Raw genomic sequence first — 14,985 nt, 5'->3', positions numbered from 1 at the left:
GGACCGGTCGGTCCGGGGTTCCGGCACGAGCGCGGCACCGACCGCACGCGGCGGCGCGGTCAAGGGTATTGACGCCCCGCCGATCGCCGCCGTACCTTCCTGCCAACCCGATAGGAAACTTTCCTAACAGAGCAATCGGCAGGTGGATCCGACATGGCAGGCACGACCCCGGGAACGCCCGGCACACCGCGGGTCCTGCGGGCCATGAACGACCGCGCCGCACTGGACCTGCTCCTGGAGCACGGCCCCCTCTCGCGCACCAGGATCGGCAAGCTCACCGGCCTGTCCAAGCCGACCGCCTCCCAGTTGCTCGCCCGGCTCGAAGCGGCCGGGCTGGTCGTCGCCACCGGCACCACCGAGGGCCGCCCCGGCCCCAGCGCCCAGCTGTACGCGGTGAACGCGCGTGCCGCGTACGCCGCCGGACTCGACGTCAACCAGCACCGCATCCACGCCGCCGTCGCCGACGTCACGGGAACGATCGTCGGCGAGTTCGAACTGCCGACCCCCGGGCGCGCCGCCTCCGGCGTCGTCCGCCACGTCGCCGACGCCCTCGACGGGGCCGTCAAGGCGGCCGGGGTCACCCGCGCGGACGTGCGTCGCCTGGTCATCGGCACCCCCGGCGCCTTCGACCCGGCCACCGGACGCCTGCGGTACGCCTCCCACCTGCCCGGCTGGCACTCCCCCACCCTCCTGGAAGAGCTGGCCGCCGTCCTCCCCATGCCGTTCGAGTACGAGAACGACGTCAACCTCGCCGCCATCGCCGAACAGCGCCTGGGCGCCGCCCGCGGCCACTCCGACTTCGCCCTGCTGTGGAACGAGGGCGGACTCGGCGCCGCGCTCGTCCTCGGTGGACGCCTGCACCGGGGCTTCACCGGCGGCGCCGGCGAAGTCGGCTTCCTGCCGGTGCCCGGCACCCCGCTCGTCCGCCAGGTCACCAAGGCCAATTCCGGCGGCTACCAGGAACTCGCCGGCGTCCAGGCCGTGGCCCGGATCGCCCGCGCCGCCGGCATCGAGACCCCGGAACAGCCACACGTACGGGTCGCGACCGGGCTGCTGTCCCGGGCCGCCTCCGCCCACGGGGACGACCCCCGGTACGCGGAGCTGCTCGACCACTACGCCGAGCGCGTCGCCACCGGCTTGGCCGCCGTCGTCGCCGTCCTCGACCCCGAACTGATCGTGCTGTCCGGTGCCGTCCTCGTCGCCGGCGGCGAAGCACTGCGCTCCCGGGTACAGGCCCAACTCGCCGACCTCGCCGCGTCCCGGCCCCGGCTCCTCCTGACCACCGTCCCCGACCGGCCGGTGCTGCGCGGGGCCCTCGAAAGCGCCCTCACCACCACCCGCGACGAAGTCTTCGACACCTCGCGCTGACCCACCGCCCGCCCTTCCCCGCAAGCCCTCCGCCACAGGGAGACCACGCCATGCCCGCACGTCCCCGCAGAACCGCTGCCACGCTCGCCGCCGGCGCCTCGATCGCGCTCTTCGCCTCCGCCTGCACCGGCTCCGCGAACAACACGGCCTCCGACGACCCGAAGGCCGAAACCACCATCACCTTCTGGCACGGTTGGTCGGCTCCCGCCGAGGTCAAGGCGATCGACGAGAACGTCGCCCGCTTCGAGAAGGCCCACCCGAACATCAAGGTGAAGGTCGTCGGCAACATCAACGACGACAAGCTCGGACAGGCACTGCGCGCGGGCGGTTCGAACGGTCCGGACGTCGTCTCCTCGTTCACCACGGCCAACGTCGGCAAGTTCTGCGCCTCGGGCGCGCTCGCGGACCTCCGGCCCTTCATCGAGAAGTCGAAGCTCGACCTGGACAAGACCTTCCCGAAGGTCCTCCAGGACTACACCCAGTTCGAGGGCAAGCGCTGCGCGCTGCCGCTGCTGTCCGACGCGTACGGGCTCTACTACAACAAGGACGCCTTCAAGGCGGCCGGCCTCGACCCCGAGGCCCCGCCGAAGACCTGGTCCCAGTTCACCGAGGTCGCCAAGAAGCTGACGAAGGCCAAGGGCGACTCGTACGAGCAGCTCGGCTTCATGCCGAACTACCTCGGCTACGAGACGGTCGTCTCGCACTACATGTCGCAGTGGAGCCACGGCGGGTACTTCGACGCGGACGGCACGTCGAACGTCGCGGCGGACCCGGCGTTCGCCGAGATGATCACGTACCAGAAGTCGCTGGTCGACGCCCTCGGCGGCTTCCAGAAGCTGGACAAGTACCGCACCGCCTTCGGCGACGAATGGGGCGCCAAGCACCCCTTCCACACCGGTCAGGTCGCCATGCAGCTCGACGGCGAGTGGCGGCTCAACTTCATCAAGGAGGCCGGGGTCGGCTTCGAGGTCGGCGTCGCGCCGCTGCCGGTCGCCGACGACGAGGTGTCCGAGTACGGCAAGGGCTACCTCTCCGGCACCATCATGGGCATCGCGCCGCAGAGCAAGAAGCAGAACGCCGCCTGGGAATTGGTCAAGTACATGACCACGGATACCGATGCCGTGGTCGGCTTCGCCAACGCCATCGGAAACGTGCCCTCGACCTTCGAGTCCCTGAAGTCCCCGAAGCTGGCCTTCGACGAGCGCTTCACGACCTTCCTGGACATCGCCCGGCACCCCAAGTCCACCACCTCGGACGGTGCGGTCAACGGCGCCGCCTACCAGGAGACCCTCTCCGACTTCGCCAGGAAGTACGAGAAGGGCGAGGTCACCGACCTCAAGAAGGGGCTCGCGGAGACCGCGGCCCAGATCGACCGCGACATCGCCGCGGCGAAGTGACGGCCGGTTCCCCCCATGAGCACGGACACCATGCCCGCACGGGAGGCGACGGCCCCGGTCGCCGCCTCCCCGGAGGGGCGCAACACCCTGCGGTCGAAGCGCCGGCGCGACGCGCTGCGCACCGCGCTGTTCATGTCGCCCTGGTTGATCGGATTCGGCGTCTTCTTCGCCTATCCGCTGATCTCCACGCTGTACTTCTCGTTCATGCGCTACGACGGCCTCAACGCGCCGACCTGGCGCGGCCTGGAGAACTGGACGTACGTCTTCTCCGACCTTCCGAAGTTCTGGCCGGCCATGCAGAACACCCTCTGGCTCGCCGTGGTCATGGTCTCCTGCCGGGTGCTCTTCGGCCTCGGCATCGGCATGCTGATCACCAAGATCAAGACGGGTGCCGGCGTCTTCCGCACCCTCTTCTACCTGCCCTACCTGGCCCCGCCGGTGGCCGCCACGCTGGCCTTCGTCTTCCTGCTCAACCCCGGCACCGGGCCGGTCAACTCGCTCCTGGAAGCGGTCGGCATCCCCGCCCCCTCCTGGTTCAACGACGCGGACTGGGCCAAGCCCGCCCTGACCGTCCTCGCCGTGTGGGGCGTCGGTGACCTCATGGTCATCTTCATGGCGGCCCTGCTCGACGTGCCGAAGGAGCAGTACGAGGCCGCCGAACTGGACGGCGCCTCACCGTGGCAGCGGTTCCGCTACATCACCCTGCCGAACATCTCGCCGATCGTGCTCTTCGCGGTCGTGACCGGGATCATCGGCGCGATGCAGTACTACACGCAGCCGATCGTGGCCTCCAAGGTCGCCTCGGGCGTGATGGGCGGTTCCGGCGTGACCTTCCAGCCCGGCTACCCCGACGACTCCACCCTGACGCTCCCGCAGCTCGTCTACAGCCTCGGCTTCAGCCAGTTCAACTACGGCGCGGCCTGCGTGGTGGCGCTGGTCCTCTTCGCCCTCTCCATGGCCTTCACCGCGCTGCTGATGCGACGGCGCGGCGGCCTGATCGGCTCGGGTGACTGAACCATGACGACGCTCCCCGTCCCCTCCCCCGCCGCGCGGACCGCCCGCCGCAGGGCGCTGCTCCACTGGATCGGCGTGCACGCGCTCGGCGTGGCCGCCGCACTGTTCTTCGTGCTCCCGTTCGTCTTCGTGCTGCTGACGTCCCTGATGAGCGACGCACAGGCGCTGACCCGGGACCTGACGCCGAACTCCTGGCACTGGGAGAACTACGCCAAGGTCTTCGAGACCCCGGGCTTCCTCACCTGGTGGCGGAACTCCCTGCTGTACGCGGGACTCGGCACCTTCCTCGTCGTGGTGTCGTCCGTCCCCGTGGCGTACGCGCTGGCGAAGTTCCGCTTCCGCGGCCGGCACCTGTCGCTGCTGCTCGTGATCTCGATGATGATGCTGCCGCCGCAGGTCGTGATCATCCCGATGTACCTGTTCTGGGCCAAGCAGCTGGACCTCTCCGGCACCCTGTGGCCGCTGATCGTCCCGATGGCCTTCGGCGACGCCTTCGCCGTCTTCCTGCTGCGCCAGTTCCTGCTGACGATCCCGAACGAGTACGTCGAAGCCGCGAAGATCGACGGATGCGGCGAACTCCGCACCCTGATCAGGGTCGTGCTCCCGATGGCCAAGCCGGGCATCGCCGCGGTGGCCCTGTTCCAGTTCTTCTACTGCTGGAACGACTACTTCGGGCCGCAGATCTACGCCTCCGAGAACCCCGCCGCCTGGACGCTCAGTTACGGCCTGGAGTCCTTCAAGGGCGCACACCACACCGACTGGAATCTGACCATGGCCGCGACCGTCCTGGTCATGGCCCCCGTGATCCTCGTGTTCTTCTTCGCCCAGAAGGCGTTCGTCGAAGGTGTCACACTGACCGGAGTGAAGGGCTGACGCACACATGAAGCTCGCTGTCGTGGGGGGCGGTTCCACCTACACCCCCGAACTCATCGACGGATTCGCGCGCCTGCGCGACACCCTGCCCGTCACCGAACTCGTCCTCGTCGACCCGGCCACCGAGCGCCTCGAACTGGTCGGCGGACTGGCCCGCCGGATCTTCGCCAAACAGGGCCACGACGGAAGGATCGTCACCACCACCGACCTCGACGCCGGGGTCGCCGACGCCGACGCCGTCCTGCTCCAACTGCGGGTCGGCGGGCAGGCCGCCCGGCAGCAGGACGAGAGCTGGCCCCTGGAGTGCGGCTGCGTCGGCCAGGAGACCACCGGTGCCGGCGGCCTCGCCAAGGCTCTGCGGACCGTCCCGGTCGTCCTCGACATCGCCGAGCGGGTCCGGCGCACCAACCCGAACGCCTGGATCATCGACTTCACCAACCCCGTGGGCATCGTCACCCGCGCACTGCTCCGGGCCGGGCACAAGGCCGTCGGCCTGTGCAACGTGGCCATCGGCTTCCAGCGGAAGTTCGCCAAGCTCCTCGACGTGGCCCCGTCCGAGGTCCACCTCGACCACATCGGCCTCAACCACCTGACCTGGGAGCGGGCGGTCCGGATCGGGGGCCCCGGGGGCGAGGACCGGCTGCCCGGACTGCTCGCCGAGCACGGCGACGCGATCGCCGCGGACCTTCGTCTGCCGCGCCCCCTCCTGGACCGGCTCGGCGTCGTCCCCTCGTACTACCTGCGGTACTTCTACGCGCACGACGAGGTGGTGCGGGAACTCGGCACGAAGCCCTCGCGGGCCGTCGAGGTCGCGGCGATGGAGCGCGAGCTCCTGGAGATGTACGGCGACCCGGCCCTCGACGAGAAGCCGGCCCTGCTCGCCCGGCGCGGCGGCGCCTTCTACTCGGAGGCGGCCGTGGACCTCGCGGCCTCCCTGCTCGGCGGGGGCGGTTCCGCACACCAGGTGGTGAACGCGTACAACAACGGCACGCTGCCGTTCCTCCCGGACGACGCCGTCATCGAGACGCAGGCCGCGGTCGGCGCCCACGGCGCCGTGCCGCTGCCGGTCGCACCGGTGGACCCGCTGTACGCCGGCCTGATCGCACACGTCACGGCCTACGAGGACCTCGCCCTGGAGGCGGCGCTGCACGGCGGTCGGGAGCGCGTGTTCAAGGCACTGCTCGCGCACCCGCTGGTCGGCCAGTACGACTCCGCCGAGGGCCTCACGGACCGGCTGATCGCACACAACCGGGAGCACCTCGCGTGGGCATGAACCGGAGCGATGTGCTCCTTGCGGTCGACGCGGGCAACAGCAAGACCGATGTCGTGCTGCTCTCCCGGGACGGGACCGTCCTGGGCTCGGCGCGCGGCGGTGGGTTCCAACCCCCCGTGGTGGGGGTGGCGACGGCGGTCGACGGGCTCGCGGAGATCGTCGGGCGGGCGTGCGCCGATGCCGCGGTCCCCAGGGCGTTCGCCCACGTCACGGCCTGTCTCGCCAATGCCGACCTGCCCGTCGAGGAGGCCGCGCTCACGGCCGAGCTGCTCGACCGGGGCTGGAGTCGGGACGTGCGGGTGCACAACGACACCTTCGCCGTCCTGCGGGCCGGTCTCGACGAACCGCGCGGGGTGGCGGTGGTGTGCGGGGCCGGCATCAACTGCGTCGGAATGACCGCGGACGGACGGACCGCCCGCTTCCCGGCGATCGGGAAGCTGTCCGGGGACTGGGGCGGCGGCAGCGGCCTGGCCGAGGAGGCGCTGTGGTTCGCGGCGCGCGCCGAGGACGGGCGCGGCGAGCCGACGGAGCTGGCGCGTGCGCTGCCCGCGCACTTCGGCGTGGAGACGATGTACGCGCTGATCGAGGCGCTGCACCTGGGGCGGGTGCCGTGGGAGCGGCGGCACGAGCTGACGCCCGTGCTGTTCCGGGTGGGTGCGGCGGGTGACCCGGTCGCGCTGTCGCTGGTGCACCGACTGGCCGAGGAGGTCGTCGCACTGTCCTCGGTCGCCCTCGCCCGGCTGGGGCTGCTCGACGAGGAGGCACCGGTGATGCTGGGCGGCAGCGTGCTCGCGGCGCGCCACCCGCAGTTGGAGGGGCAGATCCGCGAACTGCTCGCGGTGCGGGCTCCGAAGGCCGTGATCGGTTTCGTGACGGCGCCGCCGGTGCTCGGAGCGGGCTTGTTGGCGCTGGACGAGGTGGCGGCCGGTCCGGCTGCCACGGCCCGTCTGCGGGAGCGGTACGGGGCCTGAGGACGGACCGTGGGCACGGGCGGGTCGCACACCGTGCCGGTGGACCGGGGGTCGGGGCGGGGGAGCCGGACCCGCGGACCCGGATGCGGGGCGTTCCGTCGTGGTGACGGGGCGCCCCGCAGCTCCGCTCGCCCCCGTGGGCCGTGTGTGGCGAGGAACCAATTCCGGCCGCCCGACGTGTTCAAGACAGGGGGCTGGTCTGCTGTCGCACCGGGGGCATGGGGCACGATAGGCACAAGATCCAGTCAATCCCGGTGTGCGGACGGTCCACTGCGGCCATACTGCTGGCCGGGTGGTCCACCACCGGAACCGGACGGACCGGCCCCGGCCGGAAGGACCGACGTCAGCGACCGAGGGGGAGGTCAAGTGACACACCCGCCGAACGCGCCCGCCGCCCCGGCGGCACGGAGCACGGCGCCGGGGCCCGCGCACCCGGGCACCCTGCCCGCGCAGCCGTCGCGCCCGCCCGTCGTTCCCCCGCCCGCGGGGCGCGGTGCCTGGGCCACGGGACGGGAGCGACTGCGGGAAGCCACGACGACCGAACCGGGCCGGCTCCAGGTGTTCGGTGCCGTACTGGCGCTGCTCGTGGTCGCCTTCGGGGCGATCACCGCCCTGGAGGTCACCGCCCGTGCCGCTGCCGCGGAGGACGTGGTCAGCCGCAGCCAACCGCTGAGCGCCGACGCGGCGGCCATCTACCGCTCCCTCGCCGACGCCGACACCACCGCGGCCAGTGGTTTCCTCGCGGGCGGCCTGGAGCCCGCGGACTCCCGCAAGCGGTACGCCGAGGACATCACCACCGCCTCCCGGCTCCTCGTCAAGGCCGCTGCGAACACCGACGGTTCGTCGGAGTCGGCGCGCGAGATCGCCACCCTCAACGAGCAGCTTCCCCGCTACACCGGGCTGATCGAGCGCGCCCGGGCCGCCAACCGGCAGGGGCTTCCCCTGGGCGGCGCCTATCTGCGGTACGCCAACCAGCAGATGGCCACCGAACTGCTGCCCGCCGCCGAGCGGCTCTACGCGGCGGAGACCGAGCGGCTCCAGGAGGACGACGCTTCCGCCCGTACCTGGCCGTTCCTCTCGCTGGCGGTCGGCCTGCTCGCCCTCGGCGCCCTCCTCTGGGTCCAGCGCCGCACCTACGTGCGGACCAACCGGGTCTTCAACCACGGACTGCTCGCCGCCACCGCCGCCACCGTCGCCGCCCTGCTCTGGCTCCTCGGCTCGCACGCGCTCGCGCGCGGCAGCCTGGAGAGCGCCCGGGTGCACGGCCAGGAGTCCCTCCAGGTCCTCAACACCGCCCGGATCAGTTCGCTCACGGCCCGCGCCAACGAGAACCTGACCCTGGTCGCCCGTGGCGCCGTGCTCACCCCGGACGGCAAGAGCGACAAGTACGAGGCCGAGTACACGGCGAGCATGGGCGCCCTGTCCACCGCACTCGCCGCGGCGCGCACCTGGGCCGACGACGACGCCGGGCGCGGCCCGGTCGACGAGTCCACCGCCCGCGTGACCGAGTGGCGGGAGCGCCACCGGGCGGCCCGCGCGGACGACGAGGCGGGCGACTACGAGGGGGCCCTGCGCCGGGTCATCGGCAGCGGGCAGACCACGGAGCAGTCCTTCGACCAGATCGACACGGCCCTGGAGCGGGCCCTCGCGCACGAGCAGACCGAGTTCACCCGCTCCGCCGGGGACGCCAGGGACGCGCTGGCGGCGCTGCCGCTGGGCGTGGCGGTCCTCGGGGTCCTGGGGGCGGCGGGCGCCGTGCTCGGCATCAACCGCAGACTGTCGGAGTACCGGTGAGAGGGGGCGGGATGCCGAGCGGCAGGGACCCGCTGGTGCGGCGGACGGCCCGGCGGCTGAGGGGCTGGGGCGGGGTGGCGTGCATGGCCGTGGCCTGTGGCCTCACCGCCTCGCTCACCGTGTTGCCGCTCGCGCACGAAGGGGACGGCCCGGCCGTCCCGCCCGCAACGTCCGGCGTGGGCACCGGCGTCCAGGTCAAGGCGGACAGCTGTGAGCACCCCGAGGCGTCCCTCTCCCCCTCTTCCGCGGACGGCCCCTCGGTCCGGGCGATCAAGGACCGCGGGAAGCTGATCGTCGGCGTCGACCAGTCCAGCTACCGCTGGGGCTACCGGAATCCCGAGAAGGGAGTCCTGGAGGGCTTCGACATCACGCTGGCACGGGCCATCGCCAAGGACCTCCTCGGCGACCCGGACGCGATCATCTTCCGCGCGATACCCACCAACCAGCGGATCGCCGCGCTGGACAGCGGCAAGGTCGACCTGGTCGTGCGCACCATGACGATCAACTGCAAGCGGATCGAGCAGGTCGCCTTCTCCACCGCCTACTTCCAGGCCGGCCAGCAGGTCCTGGCGCCCAAGCGGTCCACCGACATCACCGGTTACGACTCCTCGCTGCGCGGCAAGCGGATCTGCACCGCCGAGGGCTCCACGGCCCACGACGCCCTGGAGGAGAACTCCTTCGGTGCGATCTTCAAGGACGAGGCCGACGGCACCAAGGACGACAAGGACCTGTTGACCGTTCCCAACCAGCTGGACTGCCTGGTCCGGCTGCAGATGGGCGAGGTCGACGCGGTGGTCACCGACAACGCGCTGGCGGCCGGCCAGGCCGCCCAGGACCCGGCGGTCGAGCTCAAGGGCCGTCCGTTCACCGAGGAGTACTACGGGGTGGCGGCCAAGCTGGGCAACGACGACCTGGTGCGTCGGGTGAACCAGGTCCTGGTGGGGTACCGGCAGGGGCCCTGGCAGGCGGCGTACAAGACCTGGCTGGAGAAGGACCTGCCGGGGATAACGGGACCGCCCGCCCCTCTGTACAAGTAAGGCCCGCACACGGAGACGAAGAGGTGATCGATGGGCGTCACGGGACCTCCTGGGCCGGCGATGGACCGGGACGAGGTGGACCGTGCGCTGGCGCGGCTCGGCGCCGAGCACAAGGCGATCGAGGACTCGCTCCTCGCGCTCCAGGACCACGCGGGCCGCAGGCTGCTCGAAGGTGCCGAGCTGACCGGTGCCACCCGGGACCGCTGGGCGGCTGCCGAGCGGTCCATCAGCCTGCTCTGGAACTGCTTCGACGTCTACACCGATGCCCTGCGGGACGTCCGTGAGGTGCGGGCGCGGCGCCGCTGGCCCGGCCGGGAGGAGCTCGTGGAGCTCACCGACCGGCTGCGCGGAGACACCGTGCTCGTCCCGGGCGGGGCCGCCGAAGGGGTGCTGCTGACCGAACGCTTCAGCCTGGAGGGGCTGGTTCGGCGGATGAACGAGCTGTACGCCTCCTCGCTCGACCTGGTGGTCGCCGCCGATGCCGTCTGGTCGGCGCTGCCGGCCCGGATCGACCTGCTCGCCGCCGAGTTGGGCCGGACCCGCTCGCTGGCGCACTCCGTCGGCGTGCGGCCCGGGGAGCACCCGGCGGGCGACGAGCTGGAGGAGATCACCGCCGAGTTGACGGCGCTGCGCGCGCAGGTCGTGACCGATCCACTGGCGTTCTGGCGCCCGGTGGCGGGGAGTTCGGCCCCCGGCGGGGGCCGGCCGGACACCGAGCGGTACGACCGGGCCGCCCTGGCGCTGGAGGACGTGCGGCGGGAGATCGAGGCGGTGCTCGCGGTGCGGCAGGACTCCGAGGCGCGGTTGTTGCGGTTGCGCGACGTGCTGTCGCGGGCCGACCGGACGCTCGCCGAGGCGCGGTCGGCCCGCGGCGAGGTCCTCGCGAAGATCGCCGCCTCCGAGGTGCCGGCCGTCAGCGGTCCGTCGATCGTGCTCCAGGAGCAACTCGCGACGGCGGCCGAGTACCGCAGGCACGCCCAGTGGCACCGGCTCTCCCCGCTCCTGGAGTCGCTGGAGCGGGAGGCGGAGGACGAACTGCTGCGGGCCCGTGCGTCGTTGACTGCGGTCACCGCGCCGCTAGCGGTCCGGGCCGAACTGCGCGGTCGACTGGACGCGTACAAGGCGAAGACGGCCCGGCTCGGGGCGGCGGAGGATCCGCTGCTCGTCGAGCGGTACGACGCGGCGCGCCGGATGTTGTGGAGCGCGCCGTGCGACCTGAGGGTCGCGGAGCAGGCGGTGCTGCGCTATCAACGGGCGGTGGCGGACGTGTTGTCCGGACCGCGGGACACGAGGGACGCGGGAGACGCGGGAGGACGAGAGTGGTGAGCGGGGAGACGGGCGTGGGGAGTTGCCAGCGCCCCGGATGCGAGGGGTCGTACGAGGACATGGGGGGCGGGCAGCTGTACTGCGACACCTGTGGCCTCGCCCCGGTCGTCGCGCCCGGCGGGTTGATCGGGTCGACGCCGACGGGTGTGGCCGCGGCCGGGAAGGGGGCGGCCGTGGGCGGCCCGGACTCCGCTTCCTCGCGGAGCGGTTCGCGCGCCTCGTCCCGTTCCTCCACCTCCCGCCGTTCGGTCTCCGGCCGGCTCTCGCGCTCGCTCTCCGGCGTGTCCGCGGCCCGCTCGGTGTCGGTGCGCAGCTCCGGTTCTTCGAGCGGGCAGTCGGCCCGGAACCGGTTGGGTGCGGGACTGGTGGCGATACCCGAGGTGCCGCGCCCCGACCCGCGGGCCGCGGTGATGGCGAACGCCGAAGTGCCCGAGCGGAAGCGTTTCTGCTCGCGCTCCGACTGCGGGGCCCCGGTGGGCCGCTCACGGGGCGAGCGCCCGGGCCGCACGGAGGGCTTCTGCACCAGCTGCGGACACCCGTACTCCTTCGTGCCGAAGCTGCGCGCCGGGGACATCGTGCACGGCCAGTACGAGGTCGCGGGCTGTCTGGCGCACGGTGGCCTCGGCTGGATCTACCTCGCCGTCGACCGGGCCGTCTCCGACCGCTGGGTGGTCCTCAAGGGCCTGCTCGACACCGGCGACCAGGACGCCATGGCCGCGGCGATCTCCGAGCGCCGCTTCCTCGCCGAGATCGAGCACTCCAACATCGTCCGCATCTACAACTTCGTCGAACACCTCGACCAGCGCACCGGCTCCCTGGACGGCTACATCGTCATGGAGTACGTCGGCGGCAAGTCGCTCAAGGACATCGCCAACGACCGGCGGACCGCCGACGGCCGGCGCGACCCGCTGCCAGTGGAACAGGCCTGCGCCTACGGGATCGAGGCCCTGGAGGCGCTCGGACACCTGCACAGCAGGAACCTGCTCTACTGCGACTTCAAGGTCGACAACGCCATCCAGACCGAGGACCAGCTGAAGCTGATCGACATGGGCGCGGTCCGACGGATGGACGACGACGAGTCCGCGATCTACGGCACGGTCGGCTACCAGGCGCCGGAGGTCGCCGAGGTCGGCCCGTCGGTCGCGAGCGACCTGTACACGGTGGCGCGCACGCTGGCCGTGATGACCTTCGACTTCCAGGGCTACACGAACGTCTTCGTGGATTCGCTGCCCGACCCCGAACACATCGAGGTCTTCCGGACGTACGAGTCGTACTACCGCTTCCTGGTCCGCGCCACGGACCCGGATCCGGCCCGCCGGTTCGCCTCCGCGCAGGAGATGGCGGAGCAACTGACGGGCGTGCTGCGCGAGGTGGTCGCGCTGCAGTCCGGCCGCCCCCGCCCGGCGCTGTCGACGCTCTTCGGTACCGAGCTGCGGGTCACGGACAGCGCCCTGTTCGCCGAACTGACCGAGGACGTGTCGCTGCTCGGGGCGCGCAGGAGTGGACGGAAGCGGCCCGGAGCCCCGGCCTCCGCAGCAGCCACCGCGCTGCCGGGGACCGGTGCGCCGGCCGGACGCCCCGGAGCCGCGGGCCCCACGGCCGTCGGGCTCGGGGAACTGCTCGCACCGCTCGACGCACCCGCCACCGCGCTCGCCCTGCCCGTGCCCCGCGTCGACCCGGACGATCCCAACGCCGGTTTCCTCGCCGGGCTCGCCTCCGCCGCCCCCGGCGAACTCCTCGGGGCGCTCCAGGCCGCGCCCGCGCCCTCCGTCGAACTGCGGCTGCGCACCCTGCGGGCCCAACTGGAGCTGGGCGACCCGTCGGCGGCGACCCGTACCCTCGCCGGTCTGGAAGAACGGGACCCGGACGACTGGCGGGTGGTCTGGTACCGGGGCGTCGCCTCCCTGGTGACCGGGGACCGCGAGCACGCGGCGCTGGCCTTCGACGCGGTGTACGACGCCTTCCCCGGGGAACCGGCACCGAAGTTGGCCCTGGGTATCTGCGCCGAGGTGCTCGGACAGCTGGACAACGCCGCCGAGTACTACCGTCTGGTCTGGGCCACCGATCCCGGTTTCGTCAGCGCGGCCTTCGGACTCGCCCGGGTGCGGCTCGCGGCGGGCGACCGCGCCGGAGCGGTCCAGGCCCTGGAGTCCGTGCCGGAGGCCTCGATCCACTACACGGCGGCCCGGGTCGCGGCCGTGCGGGCGCGGCTGCGGCGGCGCCCGGCGCACGAGCCGCTGGGCGCGGACCTGACCGCGGCGGCGGCACAGGTCTCGGCGCTCCAGGGCTTCGGGCTCGACCCGGTGCGCCGGGAGCAGTTGGCGACCGAGGTCCTCGGGACGGCCCTCGACTGGGTGCTCTCGGGGAGCCCGGGGACGGCCCCGGGCGGCGGCACGCTGCTGCTGGGAAGTGAACTGGACGAGCGCGGACTGCGCTTCGGCCTCGAACGCTCGTACCGGGTGCTGGCCCGGCTCGCCCAGCGGGGCGAGGAGAGGATCGAACTGGTGGAGCGGGCCAACCGCTTCCGCCCCAGGACGTGGGTGTGAGTATGTCCCAGAACCCGAAGCCGTCACACGGACTCTCCGTCTGTCCGGGCTGCACCGAGCCGCTGGAGTCGGGCGACCGGTTCTGCGGGGCGTGCGGCTACGACCTGTCGACCGCGCCGGCCGCGGAGCCCGACCGTCCCACCGTGGCGATCGGCACCCCGGTGAACTGGCCGGACGCGCCGCCCCGCGAACCCGGTTCGCTCTCGACCGCGACCCAGCACCCGGGCGACCTCCCGGGCACCGACTCGGGCGGCAACGACCTGACGGTGGTCGAGGCCGACGCGCACGGCCTGCTGCCGGGTGCCCCCGCGGCCGGCACGGTCCCCGGGGCGGGATCCCCCGCGGCCGGCGGGGACTTCGAGCTGGCCTCTCCCGACCCTCGCACCAGCGTGCGGGTGGATCGGACCGCCGCTCCGGAGCCGCCCCCCGCCCCCGCGGTCCCGCTCTGCGTGGCCTGCCGGGCCGGGCGGGTGGACACCGACGGGTACTGCGAGAACTGTGGGCACGCGCAGCCGCGCGAGCGGGACCACATGGAACGCGACCTCGGCGGTGTCGCCGCCGTCAGCGACCGGGGGTTGCGACACCACCGCAACGAGGACGCGTTCGCCGTCGCGACGGCCTCCCTGCCCGACGGCTCCCCCGCCGCCCTCGCGATCGTCTGCGACGGGGTCTCCTCGGCGACCCGGCCCGACGAGGCGTCCGCCGCCGCCGCCGAGGCGGCCGGCGCCTCGCTGCTGGCCGCGCTCCCCCGGGGAACGCATCCGCAGCAGGCGATGCACGAGGCGATCGTCGCCGCCTCCCAGGCCGTCAACTCCCTGGTGGAAGAGCCCGGTCCGGACGTTCCGGAACACGATCCGCACCACCATCGGAACGCTCCGGCGTGCACCGTGGTCGGCTCCGTCGTCGCCGGCGGCCTGCTCGTCGTGGGCTGGGTCGGCGACAGCAGGGCCTACTGGGTGCCGGACGACCGCAGCGCCCCACCCGCCCGGCTCACCGAGGACGATTCGTGGGCCGCGCAGATGGTGGCGACGGGCCTGATGAACGAGGCCGAGGCCTACGCGGACGAGCGCGCCCACGCCATCACCGGCTGGCTCGGTGCCGACGCCTACGAACTGGAGCCGCACACGGCCGCGTTCAAGCCGGACCGCTCCGGTGTGGTCGTGGTCTGCACGGACGGCCTGTGGAACTACGCGGAGGGCGCCGAGGACATGGCCCGGGTCGTTCCGACGGACGCGGCGGAACGCCCGTTGCACGGCGCTCAGGTCCTGGTCGGCCACGCGCTGGACGGCGGGGGCCACGACAACATCACGGTCGCGCTCGTCCCGTTCACCGCCGCGCCGCAAGGGGCAGGATCCGCCTGAGCGGTCGCCGGTCCCCGTCCCTTCA

At 72.5% G+C, this 14,985-nt stretch carries 11 protein-coding genes; all 11 read left to right on the top strand.

Features of this window, described 5'->3' with window-relative positions; all coding sequences use genetic code 11:
- Window positions 1-153 precede the first annotated feature (153 nt).
- The 11 genes from ACFW2Y_RS15985 (at window position 154) to ACFW2Y_RS15935 (ending at window position 14,960) form a co-directional block, all read left to right on the top strand.
- Entirely contained in the window at window positions 154-1,368 is a 1,215-nt protein-coding gene (locus ACFW2Y_RS15985) for an ROK family protein (RefSeq protein WP_384878644.1), read from the top strand.
- A 50-nt stretch (window positions 1,369-1,418) separates the two neighbouring features.
- The gene (locus ACFW2Y_RS15980) at window positions 1,419-2,765 is read left to right on the top strand and encodes an ABC transporter substrate-binding protein (RefSeq protein WP_384878641.1); all 1,347 of its coding nucleotides are present in this window, start codon (window positions 1,419-1,421) and stop codon (window positions 2,763-2,765) included.
- 30 nt (window positions 2,766-2,795) lie between these two features.
- Window positions 2,796-3,779: a carbohydrate ABC transporter permease gene (locus tag ACFW2Y_RS15975; RefSeq protein WP_384878655.1), complete on the top strand. Its 984-nt coding sequence runs from the start codon at window positions 2,796-2,798 to the stop codon at window positions 3,777-3,779.
- Between the two features lie 3 nt (window positions 3,780-3,782).
- Window positions 3,783-4,652 (top strand): carbohydrate ABC transporter permease, encoded by an 870-nt coding sequence (locus ACFW2Y_RS15970; RefSeq protein ID WP_384878638.1) that lies wholly within the window; start codon window positions 3,783-3,785, stop codon window positions 4,650-4,652.
- Window positions 4,653-4,659: 7 nt separating this feature from the next.
- Window positions 4,660-5,925, top strand: coding sequence for a 6-phospho-beta-glucosidase (locus tag ACFW2Y_RS15965; RefSeq protein WP_384878635.1), 1,266 nt, complete (start codon window positions 4,660-4,662; stop codon window positions 5,923-5,925).
- Window positions 5,916-6,896 carry an N-acetylglucosamine kinase gene (locus ACFW2Y_RS15960; protein WP_384878632.1) on the top strand — a complete coding sequence of 327 codons (981 nt, stop codon included), beginning with the start codon at window positions 5,916-5,918 and terminating at the stop codon, window positions 6,894-6,896. Before ACFW2Y_RS15965 ends, ACFW2Y_RS15960 begins: the two co-directional genes overlap by 10 nt.
- Before the next feature lie 366 nt (window positions 6,897-7,262).
- Window positions 7,263-8,690 (top strand): hypothetical protein, encoded by a 1,428-nt coding sequence (locus ACFW2Y_RS15955; protein WP_384878629.1) that lies wholly within the window; start codon window positions 7,263-7,265, stop codon window positions 8,688-8,690.
- A gap of 11 nt (window positions 8,691-8,701) precedes the next feature.
- The gene (locus tag ACFW2Y_RS15950) at window positions 8,702-9,727 is read left to right on the top strand and encodes a glutamate ABC transporter substrate-binding protein (protein ID WP_384878627.1); all 1,026 of its coding nucleotides are present in this window, start codon (window positions 8,702-8,704) and stop codon (window positions 9,725-9,727) included.
- Window positions 9,728-9,757: 30 nt separating this feature from the next.
- Window positions 9,758-11,053 (top strand): hypothetical protein, encoded by a 1,296-nt coding sequence (locus ACFW2Y_RS15945; protein WP_384878624.1) that lies wholly within the window; start codon window positions 9,758-9,760, stop codon window positions 11,051-11,053.
- Between the two features lie 59 nt (window positions 11,054-11,112).
- Window positions 11,113-13,599 carry a tetratricopeptide repeat protein gene (locus tag ACFW2Y_RS15940; RefSeq protein ID WP_384878652.1) on the top strand — a complete coding sequence of 829 codons (2,487 nt, stop codon included), beginning with the start codon at window positions 11,113-11,115 and terminating at the stop codon, window positions 13,597-13,599.
- A 2-nt stretch (window positions 13,600-13,601) separates the two neighbouring features.
- A complete protein-coding gene (locus tag ACFW2Y_RS15935; protein ID WP_384878650.1) occupies window positions 13,602-14,960 on the top strand; it encodes a PP2C family serine/threonine-protein phosphatase in 1,359 nt (452 codons plus the stop codon).
- Window positions 14,961-14,985: the final 25 nt, after the last annotated feature.

This window comes from Streptomyces sp. NPDC058877 (assembly GCF_042742855.1).
In the GTDB taxonomy this organism is placed as follows: domain Bacteria; phylum Actinomycetota; class Actinomycetes; order Streptomycetales; family Streptomycetaceae; genus Streptomyces.
Note: the sequence above shows the minus strand (reverse complement) of the source record. Positions and strands in the feature narration are given on the sequence as shown.

Coding starts and splice junctions, on each gene's coding strand:
- ACFW2Y_RS15945 (WP_384878624.1), top strand. CDS start 9,758: ATGGGCGTCACGGGACCTCCTGGGCCGGCGATGGACCGGGACGAGGTG.
- ACFW2Y_RS15975 (WP_384878655.1), top strand. CDS start 2,796: ATGCCCGCACGGGAGGCGACGGCCCCGGTCGCCGCCTCCCCGGAGGGG.
- ACFW2Y_RS15970 (WP_384878638.1), top strand. CDS start 3,783: ATGACGACGCTCCCCGTCCCCTCCCCCGCCGCGCGGACCGCCCGCCGC.
- ACFW2Y_RS15935 (WP_384878650.1), top strand. CDS start 13,602: ATGTCCCAGAACCCGAAGCCGTCACACGGACTCTCCGTCTGTCCGGGC.
- ACFW2Y_RS15965 (WP_384878635.1), top strand. CDS start 4,660: ATGAAGCTCGCTGTCGTGGGGGGCGGTTCCACCTACACCCCCGAACTC.
- ACFW2Y_RS15950 (WP_384878627.1), top strand. CDS start 8,702: ATGCCGAGCGGCAGGGACCCGCTGGTGCGGCGGACGGCCCGGCGGCTG.
- ACFW2Y_RS15940 (WP_384878652.1), top strand. CDS start 11,113: ATGGGGGGCGGGCAGCTGTACTGCGACACCTGTGGCCTCGCCCCGGTC.
- ACFW2Y_RS15980 (WP_384878641.1), top strand. CDS start 1,419: ATGCCCGCACGTCCCCGCAGAACCGCTGCCACGCTCGCCGCCGGCGCC.
- ACFW2Y_RS15985 (WP_384878644.1), top strand. CDS start 154: ATGGCAGGCACGACCCCGGGAACGCCCGGCACACCGCGGGTCCTGCGG.